This is a genomic window from Streptomyces sp. NBC_00162 (genome assembly GCF_024611995.1).
Taxonomy (GTDB): domain Bacteria; phylum Actinomycetota; class Actinomycetes; order Streptomycetales; family Streptomycetaceae; genus Streptomyces.
In genome coordinates, this window is record NZ_CP102509.1 from 6,749,151 (window position 1) to 6,767,439 (window position 18,289).

Consider the following 18,289-nt stretch of genomic DNA (forward strand, 5'->3'; position numbering starts at 1 on the left):
GTGCACATGACCGGTCGTCACCCCACCACCCACCACCCACGGCAGAGCCCGGAAGGCATGGGGAGCCGGCCATGGCGCTCGCGCAGCCCGAACAGGGCGGGGTGCTGGCGGGGCAGATCGATCCGCGCACCGGTACGCCGGGCGAGGCGCGGAGCGGACCGCTGCGCGGCACACTCGCCACCACCGCCTGCATGGAGACCCTTCAGGTGGGATACCTGCACGCCGTCGCCGCCGCGGCCGGCTGCTCGCTGTCCCAGCCCTTTCCGGACAACGGCATCGACTGGCACGTCAGCCACGGCGCCCCCGAGCACGTCGTCGACGACGAGGTCACCATCAAGGTGCAGTTGAAGGCGACCTACCAGATACCGCCGCGGCCGGCCGGGCCCACCTTCGGCTTCACCCTGGACAACGAGCACCTGGTGAAACTGGCCCGCACCCCGGTCGCCGTCCACAAGATCCTCGTCGTGATGCTCGTCCCGCGGGAGCGCGACCAGTGGCTCGCGGCCGGACACGACCGGCTCGACCTGCGGCACTGCTGCTACTGGACCAACCTCGCCGGACACCCCGTGACCGGCCGGCGCCGGACCACCGTACGGATCCCGACCACGCGGATCTTCGACGACCGTGCGCTGTGCGAGATCATGACCCGGGTCGGGTCGGGAGGGACACCCTGATGAACTGGCACGCATCGCACCTCGAACCACTGTCGTCCCCGGAGTTCGCCTCCGGCACACCCGACCCCGCGCACGTCGACCCGGCGGTGCTGGGCGCGCTGCTGCACCGGCACGGCTGGCTGCGGCGCGGCGGGGCCGCCGGGCGCTACGGGCGCTGGACCCCGCCCGCCGCCCACGCGCCGGGCAGCGGGGGCACCAGCCTGCTCGTCCCCGAGAGCCGCACCTTCCCCGACTGCGCGGACCTGCTGGAGGAGGCGCTGACCGCGCTCTCGCGCAGCGCCCTGCCGTCGGCGCGGGAGGTGCTGTACGGGCTGAGCGTGCCGAGCGACGAGGTCCGCTGGGAGCGGGAGATCCCCGAAGGGGCGTACGGGCTCCGGGGCGAGGCCGACTGGACGGTGCAGGAACAGCTGCGCTCGGCGGCCCGCCGGCTGCTGCTGGCCGGGGCCCTGGCCGACCGGGCGAGGGCCGGGTACTACGGAGCCCGGCACCGGGCGCAGGCCGAACGGGCCCTGGAGGGGGTCCTGGTGGGGCCGGCCCCGGGCGGGCGGCGGCTCGCCGCGTACGTGCCCGTGGACGGCGGGCGGGGGACCGTGACGCGGCTGCACCACGCGCTGCACGCGGCCCGCGAGGCGGTGGACTACCGGCGGGCGACGGGCGGCATGGAGGCCTTCGACGCGGCCGTGCGGGCCGGGGTCAGCCGGGAGCTGGCCGATGCGCTGATCGCACTGGTCCGTGGCTCCGAGGGGGCCCGGATCGCGCTGGCCTGGGCGCCGGCGGCGGGGGTCCCGGCGGGGTGCGCGGCCCGGCCGGAGCCAGTGGAGTTCTCGCCGGGCGACCTGCCGGTGCTCCGCGAGGCGGCCGCCCGCTACACCCGGACCGAGCCGGCCGTCCCGGTCCGGATCGCGGGCGCGGTGGTGCGGATGCGGCGTTCGGCCGCGGGCGGCGGGGGCACGGTCCGGCTGCGGGTCCTGGCGGGGGCGGAGATCCCGTACGTCCGGGTCGCGCTGGACGAGGAGGCGTACCGGGTGGCGGGCCACGCGCACCTGGTGGGCCTGCCGGTCCGGGTCAGCGGGCGGTTGCAGCGGCGGGGCGGCTTCCGCCGGCTCGCCGACGTCACGGACGTGACCCCGGTGCCGCTGGACGAGGTCGAGCGGGACCGGCTGATGAAGTCGATGGACGCGGCGTTCGATCCCGAGGACGTACTGCCGTCCGACGACTAGGACGGGTCCTGGGGGCGGGTGCGGAACGAGGCCATGGTCAGGCCGGGGGCCGGGGAGAAGTCCGGGCCCCGGGTGAAGCCCAGGCGTTCGTACAGAGTCACGGCGGGGGCGTTGGCCGCGCCCGTCGTGACCTCGACGGCGCGGCCCGGGAAGACCTCGGCCAGGGCGTGGCGCAGCATCAGTGAGGCGATGCCCCGGCGGAACCAGGCGGGGTCCACGCAGAGCCGGTCCATGCAGACGCCGCCGTCGGCCTCGTCCTCCCAGGCGAGGAAACCGGCGAGCTCCCCGCCCTCGGAGACGGCGCCGAGCCAGTTCAGCTCCCGCGCCCGCGCCCGCATCTCGGCCAGGCTCTCGCGCAGCGCGGGGATCCCGTCGAAGCCGATCAGCCGCGCCTCCACCGCGTACGCGGCCCGCCCGATCCGGTGCACGGCGGCCGCGGTGGTGTCGTCGGCCAGGTCCAGCGGGCGGATCTGCGGGCTCGGCATACGGGTCCCTTCGGGGCGCGGGTCGGGAGGCCCCCAAGGTATCCCGGCGGGTCGGGGGCGGAGCCCGGGCGCTGCCCGGCGGGACACCCACCGGTAACCGTTTAGCGGCGCAGCCACTCCGCTCGGTACGATTCAGGCGCGCAGTGTTCGCTCGCGCACCCCCTGAGTCAGGAGAGACCGGTGTCAGACGTCCGTGTGATCATCCAACGCGATTCCGAGCGGGACGAGCGCGTGGTGGCCACGGGCACTACGGCGGCCGAGCTCTTCGCCGGCGAGCGCACCATCGTCGCCGCGCGCGTCGCGGGCGAGCTCAAGGACCTCGCGTACGAGGTGAAGGACGGCGAGACCGTCGAGCCGGTGGAGATCTCCTCCGAGGACGGCCTGAACATCCTGCGCCACTCGACCGCGCACGTCATGGCGCAGGCCGTGCAGGAGCTCTTCCCCGAGGCCAAGCTGGGCATCGGCCCGCCGGTCCAGAACGGCTTCTACTACGACTTCGACGTCGCCAGGCCCTTCACCCCCGATGACCTCAAGGCCATCGAGAAGAAGATGCAGGAGATCCAGAAGCGCGGGCAGAAGTTCGCCCGTCGCGTGGTCACCGACGAGGCGGCCCGCGAGGAGCTCGCGGACGAGCCGTACAAGCTGGAGCTCATCGGCATCAAGGGCTCCGCGTCCACCGACGACGGCGCGAACGTCGAGGTGGGCGGCGGCGAGCTGACCATCTACGACAACCTGGACGCCAAGACCGGGGACCTGTGCTGGAAGGACCTCTGCCGCGGTCCCCACCTGCCCACCACCCGCAACATCCCGGCCTTCAAGCTCATGCGCAACGCGGCCGCCTACTGGCGCGGCAGCGAGAAGAACCCGATGCTCCAGCGCATCTACGGCACCGCGTGGCCGTCGAAGGAGGAGCTGAAGGCCCACCTCGACTTCCTCGCCGAGGCCGAGAAGCGCGACCACCGCAAGCTCGGCAACGAGCTGGACCTCTTCTCCATCCCGGACGAGATCGGCTCCGGCCTGGCCGTCTTCCACCCGCGCGGCGGCATCATCCGCCGGACCATGGAGGACTACTCGCGCCGCCGGCACGAGGAAGAGGGCTACGAGTTCGTCTACTCCCCGCACGCCACCAAGGGCGCGCTCTTCGAGAAGAGCGGGCACCTGGACTGGTACGCGGAGGGCATGTACCCCCCCATGCAGCTCGACGGTGGTACCGACTACTACCTCAAGCCCATGAACTGCCCGATGCACAACCTGATCTTCGACGCGCGCGGCCGCTCCTACCGCGAACTGCCGCTGCGCCTCTTCGAGTTCGGCACCGTGTACCGGTACGAGAAGTCGGGCGTCGTGCACGGCCTGACCCGTGCCCGGGGCTTCACCCAGGACGACGCGCACATCTACTGCACCCGTGAGCAGATGGCGGAGGAGCTCGACCGCACGCTCACCTTCGTGCTGAACCTGCTGCGCGACTACGGTCTGACCGACTTCTACCTCGAGCTGTCCACCAAGGACCCGGAGAAGTTCGTCGGCTCGGACGAGGTCTGGGAGGAGGCGACCGCCGTCCTCCAGCAGGTCGCCGAGAAGCAGGGCCTCCCGCTGACCCCCGACCCGGGCGGCGCGGCCTTCTACGGCCCGAAGATCTCCGTTCAGGCGCGGGACGCCATCGGCCGTACCTGGCAGATGTCGACCGTCCAGCTGGACTTCAACCTGCCGGAGCGGTTCAACCTCGAGTACACCGCCCCGGACGGCTCGCGACAGCGGCCGGTCATGATCCACCGCGCGCTGTTCGGCTCGATCGAGCGGTTCTTCGCCGTGCTGCTGGAGCACTACGCGGGCGCCATGCCGCCGTGGCTGGCCCCCGTCCAGGCGGTCGGCATCCCGATCGGCGACGGGCACGTCGAGTACCTGCAGGAGTTCGCCGCGGCGGCGAAGAAGCAGGGCCTGCGGGTCGAGGTGGACGCCTCCTCGGACCGGATGCAGAAGAAGATCCGCAACCACCAGAAGCTCAAGGTCCCGTTCATGATCATCGTCGGTGACGAGGACATGGCCGCGGGCACCGTCTCCTTCCGCTACCGCGACGGTTCGCAGGAGAACGGCATCCCCAAGGACGAGGCGCTGGCCAAGCTGGCCAAGGTCGTCGCGGACCGCGTCCAGGTCTGATCCGCACGTTGCCCCGCACGAGGAAGGCCCCCGGAAAGTGATCACTTTCCGGGGGCCTTCCTCGTACGCGCAGGCAAGGTCATATGCTTGCCGCCATGACGACTGAGCCGGAGCAGCAGATCGGTGTGGGCACGCAGGACGCGTTCCAGCGTCTGTGGACGCCCCACCGGATGGCCTACATCCAGGGGGAGAACAAGCCGACCGGCCCGGAGGCCGGGGACGGCTGTCCCTTCTGCGGGATTCCGGAGATGTCCGACGTGGACGGCCTGATCGTCGCCCGCGGCAAGCACGTCTACGCGGTGCTGAACCTCTACCCGTACAACGGCGGCCACCTGATGGTCGTCCCGTACCGGCACGTCGCCGACTACACCGAGCTCGACGCCCCCGAGACGGCCGAGCTGGCCGACCTCACCAAGCGGGCCATGATCGCGCTGCGCAAGGCCTCCGGAGCGCACGGTTTCAACATCGGCATGAACCAGGGCGCGGCCGCCGGGGCCGGCATCGCCGCGCACCTGCACCAGCACATCGTGCCCCGCTGGGGCGGGGACACGAACTTCATGCCGGTCGTCGGTCACACCAAGGTGCTGCCCCAACTCCTCGCGGACACCCGCCAGATGCTCGCCGATTCCTGGCCCACGGGCTGACCTGCGCTACGCGGCGCACCCTGCGGCGCGCTACGCCGCGCGTGCCTCGCGCCAGGTGCGCAGCACGTCCTCGACGTCGAACTCCGTGAGGTTCAGCGGCGGGCCCTGCGGCGGCATGCGCAGGGCCGCGCGGATCTTCTCGTTGATCTCCGTGAGGATGTCCCGCACCTGGCGTTCGGAACGGGCCGCGAGGGCCGCCTCCCTCGCGTCCTCGGCCTCCTTGCGCAGCGCGAGCGACGGAGGCAGGGCGGAGAAACCCTCGCGGTGCAGCTTCCCCTTGATCCACCACAGCTCGTCGTAGGGGGCGTCGAGGGAGGCCAGCGGCTTGCCCCAGCCCGGCAGGCTCTCGAACTCGCCGCGGTCGGCGGCCTCCCTGATCTGCCGGTCCACCCAGGACTCGATGTCGACACCAGGCGGTTTGCGCTCGGTCATGGTCGCCAGCTCCTCCGGATCCGGGATCGGCTCGGACTCGCCTTCAGCCTACCCACGCGCCCTGCCCACGCCTCCTGCCCACGCGTCCTGCCTACGCGTCGTACACGTCCGCCTTGCGAGGTGCCGGCTCCTGGATCAGACCGCTCATGATCGAGGAACGGTTGGTGAAGCGGTCGGTGTCGACGCCGTTCTCCTCCAGGACCTTGAAGGTCGCGGCGTGGACGGACCGCAGGACCGGGGCCACCGTGCGCAGGGCGTCGTCGGCCATGAACCGGTGGCGCCACATCGAGCTCGCCCACACGTGACGCAGGCCGAAGGGCTCGGGCAGGACCAGCTTGCCGCCGAAGAAGTCGAGGACCGGCGGGTACCAGGTCAGCGGGGCCCGCACGGCCAGCCGTACGACCTCCTGCGCGTCCACCAGCGGCAGCGGCCGCTCCACGGTCTCCCAGAAGCGGATGCTCTTGGGCACCTCCACCACCGGGGCCTTGGACTTCGTCGTGAACAGGCCGTGTACGGGGCCCAGGGCGTGCGCGGTGACGTCCACCCGCAGCGTCTTGTAGAGCACGGTGACGGTCACCAGCATGGTGATGACCAACTGGCCGTCCCACAGCGGGTACTGGATGCCCAGGTAGTGCCGGTTGCCGGCGCTGAACTGCTGCTCGTTGCAGATCCGGGTGATCTCGTGCGGCTTGATGAGGAAGGTGTCGACGTTCTCACCGGTCGGGCGGGCCACCTCCCCGGCTCCCTCGCCGATCGGGGTGACGATCCAGTGCTGTATGGCGGCCGGCGGGAAGCCGCCGGTGTGCAGGGGCCCGCGCTCCAGCTTGCGGAGCTGGGTGTCGATCGCGCGTATGACGTCCCAGCTGCGGAAGGGGTGGATCTCGGCGACCTCGGCCTTGGGGGTGAGCTCCTCGGCCATCTGCCAGCTGCCCCAGCGGGTGCCCATGCCGAGGATGCCCTTGGGGCCCGCGTAGAAGACGTGGTTGCTACGGTCCTCCGCGGTCAGTTTCGCCAGCTGGTGGCGCAGGTCCTCGCGGGCCTTCTCGTCGGGATTGCCCGGCACCGCCTCCGGGATCTTGGCGCCGATCCCGTCTCCGTCCAGCAGCCCGTCCCAGCGGGAGCGCAGGTCGCGGGCGGTGGACTCGCAGAGCCGGCGGGCGAGCAGCCAGCCCAGGGCCGGGGCGATGATCATGCCGCGCAGGTAGAGGCCGAGGAAGCCGGTGAAAGGCAGCCTGAACATCAGGACGGCCACCACGATGCCGACACCGACCAGGAGCGCGGTGCCCACCCAGGACGCGCGCTTGCCCTCGCCGGAGGCCAGGCTCTTGCGGAGCTGGAACAGGCCCAGCCACAGCAGCAGACCCGGCAGGAACACCACACCGCAGAACAGCATGATCAGGCGGAGCTTCTGGTCGCGCTCCTTGCGGATGCGGGAGGCGGCCAGGCAGTGCTCGACGACGGTCTGCGGGTCGGCTCCGAAGGACTGGATCAGCGGCTTGCGGCCGGAGGCCAGCGTGCGGGCCTCGACGGCCCGGCAGAAGGCCTCGCCGAGGTTGGGCTCGAAGAGGGAGATCTTCGGGGGCTTGACGGTGGCGGGGTGGTTCTCGCTGTTGGCCCCGAGTATGAGGGCCAGCCCGCTGTCCTTCGCGCCGTCCCGGTACGCGGCGGAGGCCAGCGCGTTGGTCGCCGCCGTCTGCCCCCCGCCGCCCTGGAGCGGAATCTGTGCCCCGGGCCTGAAGTCGAATCCGTCGTCCGCCACCGCTGCCCCCCATCGCTGTGCGTTCGTGCTCTTTGGTGCGCCGATGAGCCTATCGGGCGATCTCACCCCATGGTCATGGGACAGGGAAATGCCGCCCACCGCAAGCAGGTTGGGTGGGCGGCGTCTCCCGACGCTATGTCAATTACGTTCCCTTCTCCGCCTGTTCGCGCACCTTCTCGGCGATCTGAGGTGGCATGGGTTCGTGGCGGGCGTAGTTCCGGGCGAAGCGGCCGGTGCCGTGCGAGACGGAGCGCAGCTCGACGGCGTAGCGGCCGATCTCGATCTCGGGGATCTCGGCGCGGACCCAGGTGCGCCCCGGACCCGCCTGTTCCGTGCCGACGACCCGGCCGCGACGGCCCGCGAGGTCGCTCATGACGGGGCCCACGTACTCGTCGGGGATCAGTACGGAGAGCTCGGCGACGGGTTCGAGGAGGTGGATGCGCGCCTCGGCGGCGGCTTCGCGCAGGGCGAGGGCGCCGGCGGTCTGGAACGCGGCGTCGGAGGAGTCCACCGAGTGCGCCTTGCCGTCGAGGAGGGTGACGCGCACGTCGACCAGCGGGTACCCGGCCGCGACCCCGCGCGCGGCCTGGGTGCGTACGCCCTTCTCCACGGACGGGATGAACTGGCGGGGCACGGAGCCGCCGACGACCTTGTCGACGAACTCGATGCCGCTGCCGGGCGGCAGCGGCTCCACCTCGATCTCGCAGATGGCGAACTGGCCGTGGCCGCCGGACTGTTTGACGTGGCGGCCGCGCCCCGCCGCCTTCGCCCCGAAGGTCTCGCGCAGGCTCACCTTGTGGGGCACGGCGTCGACCTGGACGCCGTAGCGGGTGCGCAGCCGCTCCAGCGCGACGTCCTGGTGGGCCTCGCCGAGGCACCACAGGACGACCTGGTGGGTGTGCGGGTTCTGCTCGAGCCGCATGGTCGGGTCCTCGGCGACGAGGCGGGCCAGGCCCTGGGAGAGCTTGTCCTCGTCGGCCTTGCTGTGGGCCTCGATGGCGAGGGGGAGCAGCGGGTCGGGCATGGCCCACGGCTCCATGAGGAGCGGGCCGTCCTTGGCGGAGAGGGTGTCGCCGGTCTCGGCGCGGGTGAGCTTGGCCACGCAGGCGAGGTCGCCCGCGACGCACCGGGTGAGGGTGCGCTGCTGTTTGCCGAAGGGGGAGGTGAGCGTGCCGATCCGCTCGTCCACGTCGTGGTCCTCGTGTCCGCGGTCGGCGAGGCCGTGACCGGAGACGTGGACGGTCTCCTCGGGGCGCAGGGTGCCGGAGAAGACGCGTACGAGGGAGACGCGGCCGACGTAGGGGTCGGAGGAGGTCTTGACGACCTCGGCGAGGAGGGGGCCGGCGGGATCGCAGGTGACGGCGGGGCGGGGGGCGCCGTCCGGGGCGGTGACGGCCAGGGCGGGGCGCTCCAGGGGGGTGGGGAACCCGCCGGTGATCAGCTCGAGGAGCTCCACGGTGCCCAGTCCCTGCTTGGCGCCCTCGGCGGCGGGGGCCGCCATCAGGACGGGGTGGAAGGTGCCGCGGGCCACGGCGCGCTCCAGGTCGTCGACGAGGGTCTTGATGTCGATGTCCTCACCGCCGAGGTACCGGTCCATGAGGCTCTCGTCCTCGCTCTCGGCGATGATCCCCTCGATGAGGCGGGATCGGGCGCCGGAGATGAGGGCGAGCTCGGCGGGGTCCGGATCGCGCTCGGCGCGCTCGCCGGAGGAGTACTCGTAGACGCGCTGGGAGAGCAGGCCGAGGAGGCCGGTCACGGGGGCGTGGCCGTCGGGGCCGGCGGGGCCGTGCAGGGGGAGGTAGAGCGGGATGACGGCGTCGGGGTCGTCGGCGCCGAAGATCTCGCCGCAGATGTTGGCCATCTGGGTGTAGTCGGCGCGGGCGGCCTCCAGGTGGGTGACGACGATGGCGCGCGGCATGCCGACGGCCTCGCACTCGTCCCAGACCATGCGGGTCGCGCCGTCGATGCCGTCGGAGGCCGAGACGACGAAAAGGGCCGCGTCCGCGGCGCGCAGACCGGCCCTGAGCTCTCCGACGAAGTCGGCGTATCCGGGGGTGTCCAAGATGTTGATCTTGATTCCGCCCCATTCGACGGGGACGAGGGACAGCTGGACGGAACGTTGTCGGCGGTGCTCGATCTCGTCGTAGTCGGAGACCGTGGCACCGTCCTCGACCCGGCCGGCCCGGTTGACCGCTCCGGCGGTCAGGGCGAGGGCTTCGACCAGCGTGGTCTTGCCGGATCCGCTGTGGCCGACCAGCACGACGTTCCGTACGGAGGAGGGGCGGTCGGCCGTCAGTGCCCTGCCGGCGGCTCCGGCTTGGTGTGAGGTGGCTCCCATGATTCTCGTGCCTCCCGGTGGTGACGGTGAGGAGGGTGGATTCGTTCGAGGAAGCTGATTCCTTCTAGGAGGGCTGCTTTCCTCGAAGAGGGCTGCATTCTTCTAGGAGGGCTGCATGCTTCGAGGGAAAAAGCGGGGCTATTCGAGCTTTGCACTGGTGTCACACCGCGTCCATACGTCGTACCGGTGGCGTACGGGGAGGGGTGCGCGAGGGGGTCCGTGACGTGAAGCACGTCTTACGCGGCACGAACCGGTGGGTGCGCGGCGTGCGGGGGGCGGCGCGCTGGCTACGATGGGCCAGCCGGTGGCCGTGGTGGCCGTGCGGCCCAGCGACCCTCCGGGAAGGCCATGCTGAACAAGTACGCGCGTGCATTCTTCACGCGTGTTCTCACGCCATTCGCCGCTTTTCTGCTCCGGCGGGGGGTGAGCCCGGACGCGGTCACCCTGATCGGCACGGCCGGAGTGGTGGCGGGAGCGCTGGTCTTCTTCCCCCGGGGAGAGTTCTTCTGGGGCACGATCACCATCACCCTCTTCGTCTTCTCCGACCTGGTGGACGGGAACATGGCCCGCCAGGCCGGCGTCTCCAGCCGGTGGGGAGCCTTCCTCGACTCCACCCTCGACCGGGTGGCGGACGCGGCGATCTTCGGCGGACTCGCGCTCTGGTACGCGGGCTCCGGCAACGACAACGCGCTGTGCGCGGTGACGATCTTCTGCCTGGCCAGCGGGCAGGTGGTCTCCTACACGAAGGCGCGCGGCGAGTCGATCGGGCTGCCGGTGGCCGTCAACGGCCTGATCGAACGTGCCGAGCGGCTGGTGATCTCGCTGGTCGCGGCCGGCCTGTCCGGGCTGCAGACCTTCGGCGTGCCGTCCTGGATCGGGGTGCTGCTGCCGATCGCGCTGTGGATCGTGGCGATCGGCTCGCTGGTCACGCTGATCCAGCGGGTGGTCACCGTACGCCGTGAGTCGGCCGAGGCTGACGCCGCCGCGGCGGCCGCCGAGGGCGGGGCTGCCTGATGGGCGCGGTGCAGGACAAGCTGGTCGACGGGCTGTACGGGCTCGGCTGGGCCGGGGTCAAGAAGCTGCCCGAGCCGGCCGCGGTGGCCCTGGGGCAGCGGATCGCGGACTTCGTATGGAAGCGGCGCGGCAAGAGCGTGCTGCGGCTGGAGTCGAATCTGGCCCGGGTGGTGCCGGACGCGACGCCGGAGCGGCTGCGCGAGCTGTCGCACGCGGGCATGCGCTCGTACATGCGGTACTGGATGGAGTCCTTCCGGTTGCCGGCCATGGACACGAAGCGGTTCAGCACGGACGTCGAGTTCAAGGACGAGCACCTGCTGCGCGAGGCCCTCGACTCCGGGCGCGGAGTGGTCGTGGCCCTGCCGCACCTCGCCAACTGGGACCTCGCCGGGGCCTGGGCCATCGGCCACATGGGGGCGCCGTTCACCACGGTCGCCGAGCGGCTCAAGCCCGAGACCCTCTACGACCGGTTCGTGGCCTACCGGGAGAGCCTGGGCATGGAGGTCCTGCCGCACAGCGGCGGCGCCGCCTTCGGCACGCTCGCCCGCCGCCTGCGCTCCGGCGGCCTGGTCTGCCTGGTCGCGGACCGGGACCTGTCGGCCTCCGGGGTCGAGGTGGACTTCTTCGGCTCGGCGGCGCGCATGCCGGCCGGGCCGGCGCTGCTGGCCCAGCAGACGGGGGCGGTGCTGCTCCCGGCGACCCTGCACTACGGGGACACGCCGAAGATGTACGGCCGGATCCACCCCGAGGTGGAGGTTCCCAAGGCGGGGACCCGGATCGAGAAGACCGCGGCCATGACGCAGGCCCTGGCGGACGCCTTCGCGTGGGGCATCGCCGAGCACCCGGAGGACTGGCACATGCTGCAGCGGCTGTGGCTCGACGACCTGGAGGAGCGCCCGTAGTGAAGATCGGCATCGTGTGCCCGTACTCGTGGGACGTGCCGGGCGGCGTCCAGTTCCACATCCGGGACCTGGCCGAGCACCTGATCCGCCTCGGCCACGACGTGTCGGTCCTGGCCCCGGCGGACGACGAGACCCCGCTGCCCCCGTACGTGATCTCGGCGGGCCGCGCCGTGCCGGTGCCCTACAACGGCTCCGTCGCCCGCCTGAACTTCGGCTTCCTCTCCGCCGCGCGGGTGCGGCGCTGGCTGCACGACGGCACCTTCGACGTGATCCACATCCACGAGCCGGCCTCGCCCTCGCTGGGACTGCTGTCCTGCTGGGCGGCGCAGGGCCCGATCGTGGCGACCTTCCACACCTCGAACCCGCGCTCGCGGGCGATGATCGCGGCGTACCCGATCCTCCAGCCGGCCCTGGAGAAGATCAGCGCGCGGATCGCCGTGAGCGAGTACGCCCGGCGCACGCTGGTCGAGCACCTCGGCGGGGACGCGGTGGTGATCCCCAACGGTGTCGACGTGGACTTCTTCGCCTCCGCGGAACCCAATCCCTCCTGGTCCGGCCAGACGCTGGGCTTCATCGGCCGCATCGACGAGCCGCGCAAGGGCCTGCCCGTGCTGATGGCGGCCTTCCCGAAGATCGTGGCGGCCTGCCCGGACGTACGGCTGCTCGTCGCCGGCCGCGGTGACGAGGAGGAGGCGGTGGCCTCCCTCCCGGCCGACCTCCGATCACGCGTCGAATTCCTCGGCATGGTCTCGGACGAGGACAAGGCCCGGCTGCTGCGCAGCGTCGACGTGTACGTCGCCCCGAACACCGGGGGCGAGAGCTTCGGCATCATCCTGGTCGAGGCCCTGTCGGCGGGCGCGGCGGTCCTGGCGTCCGACCTGGACGCCTTCGCGCAGGTCCTGGACCAGGGCGGCGCGGGCGACCTCTTCACGAACGAGAACGCCGACGCCCTCGCGACCGGCGCGATCGCCCTCCTGCGCGACCCGGCCCGCCGCGCGGAACTCAGCGCCCGCGGCTCGGCGCACGTCCGCCGCTTCGACTGGTCCACGGTCGGCGCGGACATCCTCGCGGTCTACGAAACGGTCACGGACGGCGCGGCGGCGGTCGCCACGGACGAACGCATCCCCCTCCGCACCCGCCTGGGCTTCTCGCGGGACTCGTCCGCCTGAGGGGCCGGTAAAGTCGCGGCCCGTGATCGAAACCCTTGTCTGGATTGCCCTGGCTCTCGGTGTCATCGGGGTCTACCTCAGCTGGACCGCCGGCCGGCTCGACCGGTTGCACTCGCGGATGGACGCCTCGCGGGCCGCGCTGGACGCGCAGCTCGTGCGGAGGGCCTCCGTGGTGGTGGAAGTGGCCGCCTCCGGAGTGCTCGACCCCGCGTCCTCCCTGGTGCTGTACGAGGCCGCGCACGCCGCGCGGCAGGCCGAGGAGGAGCACCGGGAGGTCGCCGAGAGCGAGCTCAGCCAGGCGCTGCGCGCGGTGTTCGCCGATGCCGACCAGGTCGAGGTGCTGAAGGCCGCGCCGGGTGGGGCCGCGGCCACCGAGGAGCTGGCGGCGGCCGTCCGCCGGGTGCCCATGGCGCGCCGGTTCCACAACGACGCCGTACGGGCCGCCCGCGCCCTGCGCAGGCACCGCAAGGTCCGCTGGTTCCGGCTGGCCGGGCACGCGCCGTTCCCGCTGGCCTTTGAAATGGACGACGAGCCTCCGGCGGATCTCGCCGAGAGGCCGGTCTAGGGCCGCAGGGGACAAGTGAAGGGGCCACAAGCTCCACATTGGCCCTTGTAGTGGACTGATCAGTGGGGTTTCCTCGGCAGAGTAGTGCCAGTAGCACCCAGTAGCACCCGTCTTCCTTTCGAGTGAGGTCAATCCGTGAGCACGCTTCCCACCACCCCCCAGTCCGCTGAGTCGGCCATCGGCACCTCGCGCGTCAAGCGCGGCATGGCCGAGCAGCTCAAGGGCGGCGTGATCATGGACGTGGTCAACGCCGAGCAGGCGAAGATCGCCGAGGACGCCGGCGCCGTGGCCGTCATGGCCCTCGAGCGGGTCCCCGCCGACATCCGCAAGGACGGCGGCGTGGCGCGCATGTCGGACCCGAACATGATCGAAGAGATCATCGAGGCCGTCTCGATCCCCGTCATGGCCAAGTCCCGCATCGGCCACTTCGTCGAGGCCCAGGTCCTGCAGTCCCTCGGCGTCGACTACATCGACGAGTCCGAGGTCCTGACCCCGGCCGACGAGGTCAACCACTCCGACAAGTGGGCCTTCACCACCCCCTTCGTCTGTGGTGCCACCAACCTGGGCGAGGCCCTGCGCCGCATCGCCGAGGGCGCGGCCATGATCCGCTCGAAGGGCGAGGCCGGTACCGGCAACGTCGTCGAGGCCGTTCGCCACCTGCGCCAGATCAAGAACGAGATCGCCCGCCTGCGCGGCTACGACAACAACGAGCTGTTCGCCGCCGCCAAGGAGCTGCGCGCCCCGTACGAGCTCGTCAAGGAAGTCGCCGAGCTCGGCAAGCTCCCGGTCGTGCTGTTCTCCGCCGGTGGCGTCGCCACCCCGGCCGACGCCGCCCTGATGCGCCAGCTCGGCGCCGAGGGCGTCTTCGTCGGCTCCGGCATCTTCAAGTCGGGCGACCCGGCCAAGCGTGCCGCCGCCATCGTGAAGGCCACCACCTTCTACGACGACCCGAAGATCATCGCGGACGCGTCCCGCAACCTGGGCGAGGCCATGGTCGGCATCAACTGCGACACCCTCCCCGAGGCCGAGCGCTACGCCAACCGCGGCTGGTAATCACCTCATGACGAACACCCCCGTTATCGGCGTCCTGGCTCTCCAGGGTGATGTACGGGAGCACCTGATCGCCCTGGCCGCGGCGGACGCCGTGGCCAGGCCGGTCCGGCGTCCCGAGGAGCTCGCCGAGGTAGACGCCCTGGTGATCCCCGGCGGCGAGTCCACGACCATGTCGAAGCTCGCCGTGCTGTTCGGCATGCTCGAGCCGCTGCGCGAGCGCGTGCGGGCCGGCATGCCGGTGTACGGCACCTGCGCCGGCATGATCATGCTCGCCGACAAGCTCCTGGACGGCCGTGAGGACCAGGAGACCCTGGGCGGCATCGACATGATCGTCCGCCGCAACGCCTTCGGCCGCCAGAACGAGTCCTTCGAGGCGGAGATCGACTTCGCGGGCATAGCGGGCGGCCCGGTCCAGGGCGTCTTCATCCGCGCCCCGTGGGTCGAGTCCGTCGGCGGCGCCGCCGAGGTGCTCGCCACGTACGACGGCCACACGGTCGCCGTGCGCCAGGGCAACGTCCTCGCGACGTCGTTCCACCCCGAACTGACCGGCGACGACCGAGTCCACGCGTACTTCGTCGACATGGTGCGCGCCGGGCTGTAATCAGCTCCCGGTAGGATCGGGGACGAACACTGTTGGTGACGCGAAGGAGACAGGCAGATGTCCGGCCACTCTAAATGGGCTACGACGAAGCACAAGAAGGCCGTGGTTGACGCCAAGCGCGGCAAGCTCTTCGCGAAGCTGATCAAGAACATCGAGGTCGCGGCCCGCATGGGCGGCGCCGACATCGATGGCAACCCGACGCTCTTCGACGCCATCCAGAAGGCCAAGAAGAGCTCGGTCCCCAACAAGAACATCGACTCCGCGGTCAAGCGCGGCGGCGGCCTCGAGGCCGGCGGCGCCGACTACGAGACGATCATGTACGAGGGCTACGGTCCGAACGGTGTCGCGGTGCTCATCGAGTGCCTCACCGACAACCGCAACCGCGCCGCCTCCGACGTGCGCGTGGCCATGACCCGCAACGGCGGCTCGATGGCCGACCCGGGCTCGGTCTCGTACCTGTTCAACCGCAAGGGTGTCGTCCTCCTGCCCAAGGGCGAGCTCTCCGAGGACGACGTCCTGGAGACGGTGCTCGAGGCCGGTGCCGAAGAGGTCAACGACCTCGGCGAGAGCTTCGAGATCATCAGCGAGGCCACCGACATGGTCGCCGTCCGTACCGCTCTCCAGGACGCGGGCATCGACTACGACTCGGCCGACTCCAACTTCTTGCCGACCATGCAGGTCGAGCTGGACGAAGAGGGCGCGCGCAAGATCTTCAAGCTGATCGACGCGCTGGAGGACAGCGACGACGTGCAGAACGTCTTCGCCAACTTCGACGTCTCGGACGAGGTCATGGAGAAGGTCGACGCCTGAGCGGGGCGCTTGGATGGGACGGGCCGACAGGACACACCCTGTCGGCCCGTCGCTTTGTCAGTGGCGCCCGATAGCCTGCACGGACAGACACGGACAGGCGATCGAAAAGATCGAAAAGATCGAAAAGAGGGGGCGGCGGTGCGCGTACTGGGTGTGGACCCGGGGCTGACGCGATGCGGTATCGGCGTCGTCGAGGGTGTCGCCGGCCGCCCCCTGACCATGCTCGCGGTGGGGGTCGTACGTACGCCCGCCGACGCCGAGTTGGGCAACCGTCTCGTCGCCATCGAGCAGGGCATCGAGGAATGGCTCGACACCCACCGGCCCGAAGTCGTCGCCGTGGAACGGGTGTTCAGCCAGCACAACGTCAGCACCGTGATGGGCACCGCCCAGGCGAGCGCCGTCGCCATGCTGTGCGCGGCCCGGCGCGGGATACCGGTCGCGCTGCACACCCCGAGCGAGGTCAAGGCCGCCGTCACCGGCAGCGGCCGGGCCGACAAGGCCCAGGTCGGAGCGATGGTGACCCGGCTGCTCAGGCTGGACGCACCGCCGAAGCCCGCCGACGCCGCCGATGCCCTCGCCCTCGCCATCTGCCACATCTGGCGGGCCCCCGCCCAGAACCGCCTCCAGCAGGCGGTCGCCCTGCACGCCTCTGGCTCGAAAGGCCGTACCCGATGATCGCCTTCGTCAGCGGCCCGGTCGCCGCGCTCGCCCCCACCCTGGCCGTGATCGAGGTCGGGGGAGTGGGCATGGCCGTGCACTGCACGCCGAACACCATCGCCGGCCTGCGGATGGGCGAGCAGGCCCGGCTGGCCACCTCGCTGGTCGTACGGGAGGACTCGCTCACCCTCTACGGCTTCGCCGACGACGACGAGCGGCAGGTCTTTGAACTGCTCCAGACCGCGAGCGGGGTCGGGCCGAGGCTGGCGCAGGCGATGCTCGGGGTGCACAGCCCGGACGCGCTGCGGACGGCTGTCTCGACGGGTGACGAGAAGGCGCTGATGGCGGTGCCGGGGATCGGCAAGAAGGGGGCGCAGAAGCTGCTCCTGGAGCTGAAGGACAAGCTGGGGGCCCCGCTGGGCGCGAGCGGCCTGGTCGGCGCGCAGCGGGCCGTGGCCGCCGGGCCCGCGCCGTGGACCGAGCAGCTGGCCGCGGCGCTGATCGGGCTCGGCTACGCGTCCCGTGACGCCGAGGAGGCCGTCTCCGCGGTGACCCCGCAGGCCGAGGCCGCCATCGCCGCCGGCGGGTCCGCCCCTGTCCCGCAGCTCCTGCGCGCCGCGCTGCAGTCCCTGAACCGAGCCCGCTGACCCGCCCGCGCGGCGCCGCTGCCGGGGGCCGGCCCCCGGACCACCGTACGAACCGAGAAGGCAGACTGACACCGTGAACTGGGACGACGAGAGCGACCGCATTGTCGCGCCGGCAGCCGACGGGGAGGACACCGCCGTCGAGGCGGCGCTGCGTCCCAAGGACCTCGGCGAGTTCGTCGGTCAGGAGAAGGTCCGCCAGCAGCTGGACCTCGTCCTCAAGGCGGCCCGCCAGCGCGGCGCGACCGCCGACCACGTCCTGCTCTCCGGCGCCCCCGGCCTCGGCAAGACCACGCTGTCGATGATCATCGCGGCCGAGATGGGCGCGCCCATCCGCATCACCTCCGGCCCCGCCATCCAGCACGCCGGAGACCTCGCGGCGATCCTCTCCTCCCTCCAGGAGGGCGAGGTCCTCTTCCTCGACGAGATCCACCGCATGTCCCGGCCCGCCGAGGAAATGCTCTACATGGCCATGGAGGACTTCCGCGTCGACGTGATCGTCGGCAAGGGGCCCGGGGCCACGGCGATCCCGCTGGAGCTGCCCCCGTTCACCCTCGTCGGGGCGACCACACGGGCCGGACTGCTGCCGCCCCCGCTGCGCGACCGCTTCGGATTCACCGGGCACATGGAGTTCTACGCCCCCGAGGAGCTGGAGCGCGTCATCCACCGCTCCGCCCGCCTCCTCGACGTCGAGATCGACGTCGACGGCGCCGCCGAGATCGCCGGCCGCTCCCGCGGCACCCCGCGCATCGCCAACCGCCTGCTGCGCCGGGTCCGCGACTACGCCCAGGTCCGCGCCGACGGTGTGATCAACCGTGAGGTGGCCGGTACCGCCCTCCAGGTGTACGAGGTGGACGCGCGCGGGCTCGACCGGCTGGACCGGGCCGTCCTGGAGGCGCTGCTCAAGCTCTTCGGCGGCGGGCCCGTGGGCCTCTCCACGCTCGCCGTCGCCGTCGGCGAGGAGCGGGAAACGGTGGAGGAGGTCGCGGAGCCGTTCCTCGTCCGCGAAGGGCTGCTCGCACGCACCCCGCGGGGGCGCGTCGCGACGCCTGCCGCCTGGGCCCACCTGGGGCTCGTGCCGCCCCAGCAGCACGGGAGCGGATCAAGCGGACAACAGGGCTTGTTCAGGGCCTGACGGCGCGGACGTTCGCACCCTCAGGAACCC

Annotated in this window: 18 protein-coding genes; 14 read left to right on the forward strand and 4 right to left on the reverse strand. The window is 71.4% G+C overall.

All coding sequences use genetic code 11. The features are described 5' to 3' along the window. The first annotated feature begins 71 nt into the window (after positions 1-71). Together JIW86_RS31340 and JIW86_RS31345 are read left to right on the forward strand one after the other, a co-directional pair. Positions 72-674: a DUF4365 domain-containing protein gene (locus tag JIW86_RS31340; protein WP_215144387.1), complete on the forward strand. Its 603-nt coding sequence runs from the start codon at positions 72-74 to the stop codon at positions 672-674. Continuing rightward, positions 674-1,894 (forward strand): hypothetical protein, encoded by a 1,221-nt coding sequence (locus JIW86_RS31345; RefSeq protein WP_257557151.1) that lies wholly within the window; start codon positions 674-676, stop codon positions 1,892-1,894. The genes JIW86_RS31340 and JIW86_RS31345 overlap by 1 nt, the downstream gene beginning before the upstream one ends. Here JIW86_RS31345 and JIW86_RS31350 read toward each other — a convergent pair. Further along, entirely contained in the window at positions 1,891-2,379 is a 489-nt protein-coding gene (locus JIW86_RS31350; protein WP_257557153.1) for a GNAT family N-acetyltransferase, read from the reverse strand. The genes JIW86_RS31345 and JIW86_RS31350 overlap by 4 nt on opposite strands. 180 nt (positions 2,380-2,559) lie before the next feature. Here JIW86_RS31350 and thrS point away from each other — a divergent pair, with 180 nt between their 5' ends. After that, positions 2,560-4,536: a threonine--tRNA ligase gene (gene thrS / locus JIW86_RS31355; protein ID WP_257557155.1), complete on the forward strand. Its 1,977-nt coding sequence runs from the start codon at positions 2,560-2,562 to the stop codon at positions 4,534-4,536. 83 nt (positions 4,537-4,619) lie between these two features. Further along, positions 4,620-5,180: an HIT family protein gene (locus JIW86_RS31360; RefSeq protein WP_215144382.1), complete on the forward strand. Its 561-nt coding sequence runs from the start codon at positions 4,620-4,622 to the stop codon at positions 5,178-5,180. A gap of 30 nt (positions 5,181-5,210) precedes the next feature. On the opposite strand, the gene JIW86_RS31365 is transcribed toward JIW86_RS31360, so the two are convergent. From JIW86_RS31365 to JIW86_RS31375, 3 genes are all read right to left on the reverse strand, one after another. After that, on the reverse strand, positions 5,211-5,612 hold the full coding sequence (locus JIW86_RS31365) for a DUF1992 domain-containing protein (RefSeq protein ID WP_215144381.1): 402 nt from the start codon (positions 5,610-5,612) through the stop codon (positions 5,211-5,213). A 91-nt stretch (positions 5,613-5,703) separates the two neighbouring features. Further along, entirely contained in the window at positions 5,704-7,371 is a 1,668-nt protein-coding gene (locus tag JIW86_RS31370) for a hypothetical protein (RefSeq protein ID WP_257557159.1), read from the reverse strand. Between the two features lie 142 nt (positions 7,372-7,513). Beyond that, on the reverse strand, positions 7,514-9,709 hold the full coding sequence (locus JIW86_RS31375; RefSeq protein WP_257557161.1) for an elongation factor G-like protein EF-G2: 2,196 nt from the start codon (positions 9,707-9,709) through the stop codon (positions 7,514-7,516). A gap of 348 nt (positions 9,710-10,057) precedes the next feature. On the opposite strand from JIW86_RS31375, the gene pgsA reads away from it, so the two are divergent. From pgsA to ruvB, 10 genes are all read left to right on the forward strand, one after another. Continuing rightward, positions 10,058-10,723, forward strand: coding sequence for a phosphatidylinositol phosphate synthase (gene pgsA / locus JIW86_RS31380; RefSeq protein WP_257557163.1), 666 nt, complete (start codon positions 10,058-10,060; stop codon positions 10,721-10,723). After that, a complete protein-coding gene (locus JIW86_RS31385) occupies positions 10,723-11,625 on the forward strand; it encodes a phosphatidylinositol mannoside acyltransferase (RefSeq protein WP_257557165.1) in 903 nt (300 codons plus the stop codon). Before pgsA ends, JIW86_RS31385 begins: the two co-directional genes overlap by 1 nt. Next, positions 11,625-12,794: a glycosyltransferase family 4 protein gene (locus JIW86_RS31390; protein ID WP_257557167.1), complete on the forward strand. Its 1,170-nt coding sequence runs from the start codon at positions 11,625-11,627 to the stop codon at positions 12,792-12,794. Before JIW86_RS31385 ends, JIW86_RS31390 begins: the two co-directional genes overlap by 1 nt. Positions 12,795-12,816: 22 nt before the next feature. Next, on the forward strand, positions 12,817-13,359 hold the full coding sequence (locus JIW86_RS31395; protein WP_215144363.1) for a hypothetical protein: 543 nt from the start codon (positions 12,817-12,819) through the stop codon (positions 13,357-13,359). 135 nt (positions 13,360-13,494) lie between these two features. Beyond that, on the forward strand, positions 13,495-14,412 hold the full coding sequence (pdxS, locus tag JIW86_RS31400) for a pyridoxal 5'-phosphate synthase lyase subunit PdxS (RefSeq protein ID WP_215144360.1): 918 nt from the start codon (positions 13,495-13,497) through the stop codon (positions 14,410-14,412). Between the two features lie 7 nt (positions 14,413-14,419). Next, a complete protein-coding gene (gene pdxT, locus JIW86_RS31405; RefSeq protein WP_215144358.1) occupies positions 14,420-15,013 on the forward strand; it encodes a pyridoxal 5'-phosphate synthase glutaminase subunit PdxT in 594 nt (197 codons plus the stop codon). A 57-nt stretch (positions 15,014-15,070) separates the two neighbouring features. Beyond that, the gene (locus tag JIW86_RS31410; RefSeq protein WP_215144356.1) at positions 15,071-15,823 is read left to right on the forward strand and encodes a YebC/PmpR family DNA-binding transcriptional regulator; all 753 of its coding nucleotides are present in this window, start codon (positions 15,071-15,073) and stop codon (positions 15,821-15,823) included. Between the two features lie 138 nt (positions 15,824-15,961). Continuing rightward, positions 15,962-16,498: a crossover junction endodeoxyribonuclease RuvC gene (gene ruvC / locus JIW86_RS31415; protein WP_215144354.1), complete on the forward strand. Its 537-nt coding sequence runs from the start codon at positions 15,962-15,964 to the stop codon at positions 16,496-16,498. Continuing rightward, the gene (gene ruvA / locus JIW86_RS31420; protein ID WP_257557170.1) at positions 16,495-17,127 is read left to right on the forward strand and encodes a Holliday junction branch migration protein RuvA; all 633 of its coding nucleotides are present in this window, start codon (positions 16,495-16,497) and stop codon (positions 17,125-17,127) included. Before ruvC ends, ruvA begins: the two co-directional genes overlap by 4 nt. Positions 17,128-17,200: 73 nt before the next feature. Next, positions 17,201-18,259, forward strand: a complete 1,059-nt coding sequence (ruvB, locus tag JIW86_RS31425) for a Holliday junction branch migration DNA helicase RuvB (RefSeq protein WP_215144343.1) — start codon at positions 17,201-17,203, stop codon at positions 18,257-18,259. Positions 18,260-18,289 lie beyond the last annotated feature (30 nt).

Bases quoted from the DNA above. Each gene is read 5' to 3' on its own strand.
- JIW86_RS31340 (WP_215144387.1), top strand. From the start codon at position 72: ATGGCGCTCGCGCAGCCCGAACAGGGCGGGGTGCTGGCGGGGCAGATC.
- JIW86_RS31345 (WP_257557151.1), top strand. From the start codon at position 674: ATGAACTGGCACGCATCGCACCTCGAACCACTGTCGTCCCCGGAGTTC.
- JIW86_RS31350 (WP_257557153.1), bottom strand. From the start codon at position 2,379: ATGCCGAGCCCGCAGATCCGCCCGCTGGACCTGGCCGACGACACCACC.
- JIW86_RS31360 (WP_215144382.1), top strand. From the start codon at position 4,620: ATGCTTGCCGCCATGACGACTGAGCCGGAGCAGCAGATCGGTGTGGGC.
- JIW86_RS31365 (WP_215144381.1), bottom strand. From the start codon at position 5,612: ATGACCGAGCGCAAACCGCCTGGTGTCGACATCGAGTCCTGGGTGGAC.
- JIW86_RS31375 (WP_257557161.1), bottom strand. From the start codon at position 9,709: ATGGGAGCCACCTCACACCAAGCCGGAGCCGCCGGCAGGGCACTGACG.
- pgsA (WP_257557163.1), top strand. From the start codon at position 10,058: ATGCTGAACAAGTACGCGCGTGCATTCTTCACGCGTGTTCTCACGCCA.
- JIW86_RS31385 (WP_257557165.1), top strand. From the start codon at position 10,723: ATGGGCGCGGTGCAGGACAAGCTGGTCGACGGGCTGTACGGGCTCGGC.
- pdxT (WP_215144358.1), top strand. From the start codon at position 14,420: ATGACGAACACCCCCGTTATCGGCGTCCTGGCTCTCCAGGGTGATGTA.
- JIW86_RS31410 (WP_215144356.1), top strand. From the start codon at position 15,071: ATGTCCGGCCACTCTAAATGGGCTACGACGAAGCACAAGAAGGCCGTG.
- ruvA (WP_257557170.1), top strand. From the start codon at position 16,495: ATGATCGCCTTCGTCAGCGGCCCGGTCGCCGCGCTCGCCCCCACCCTG.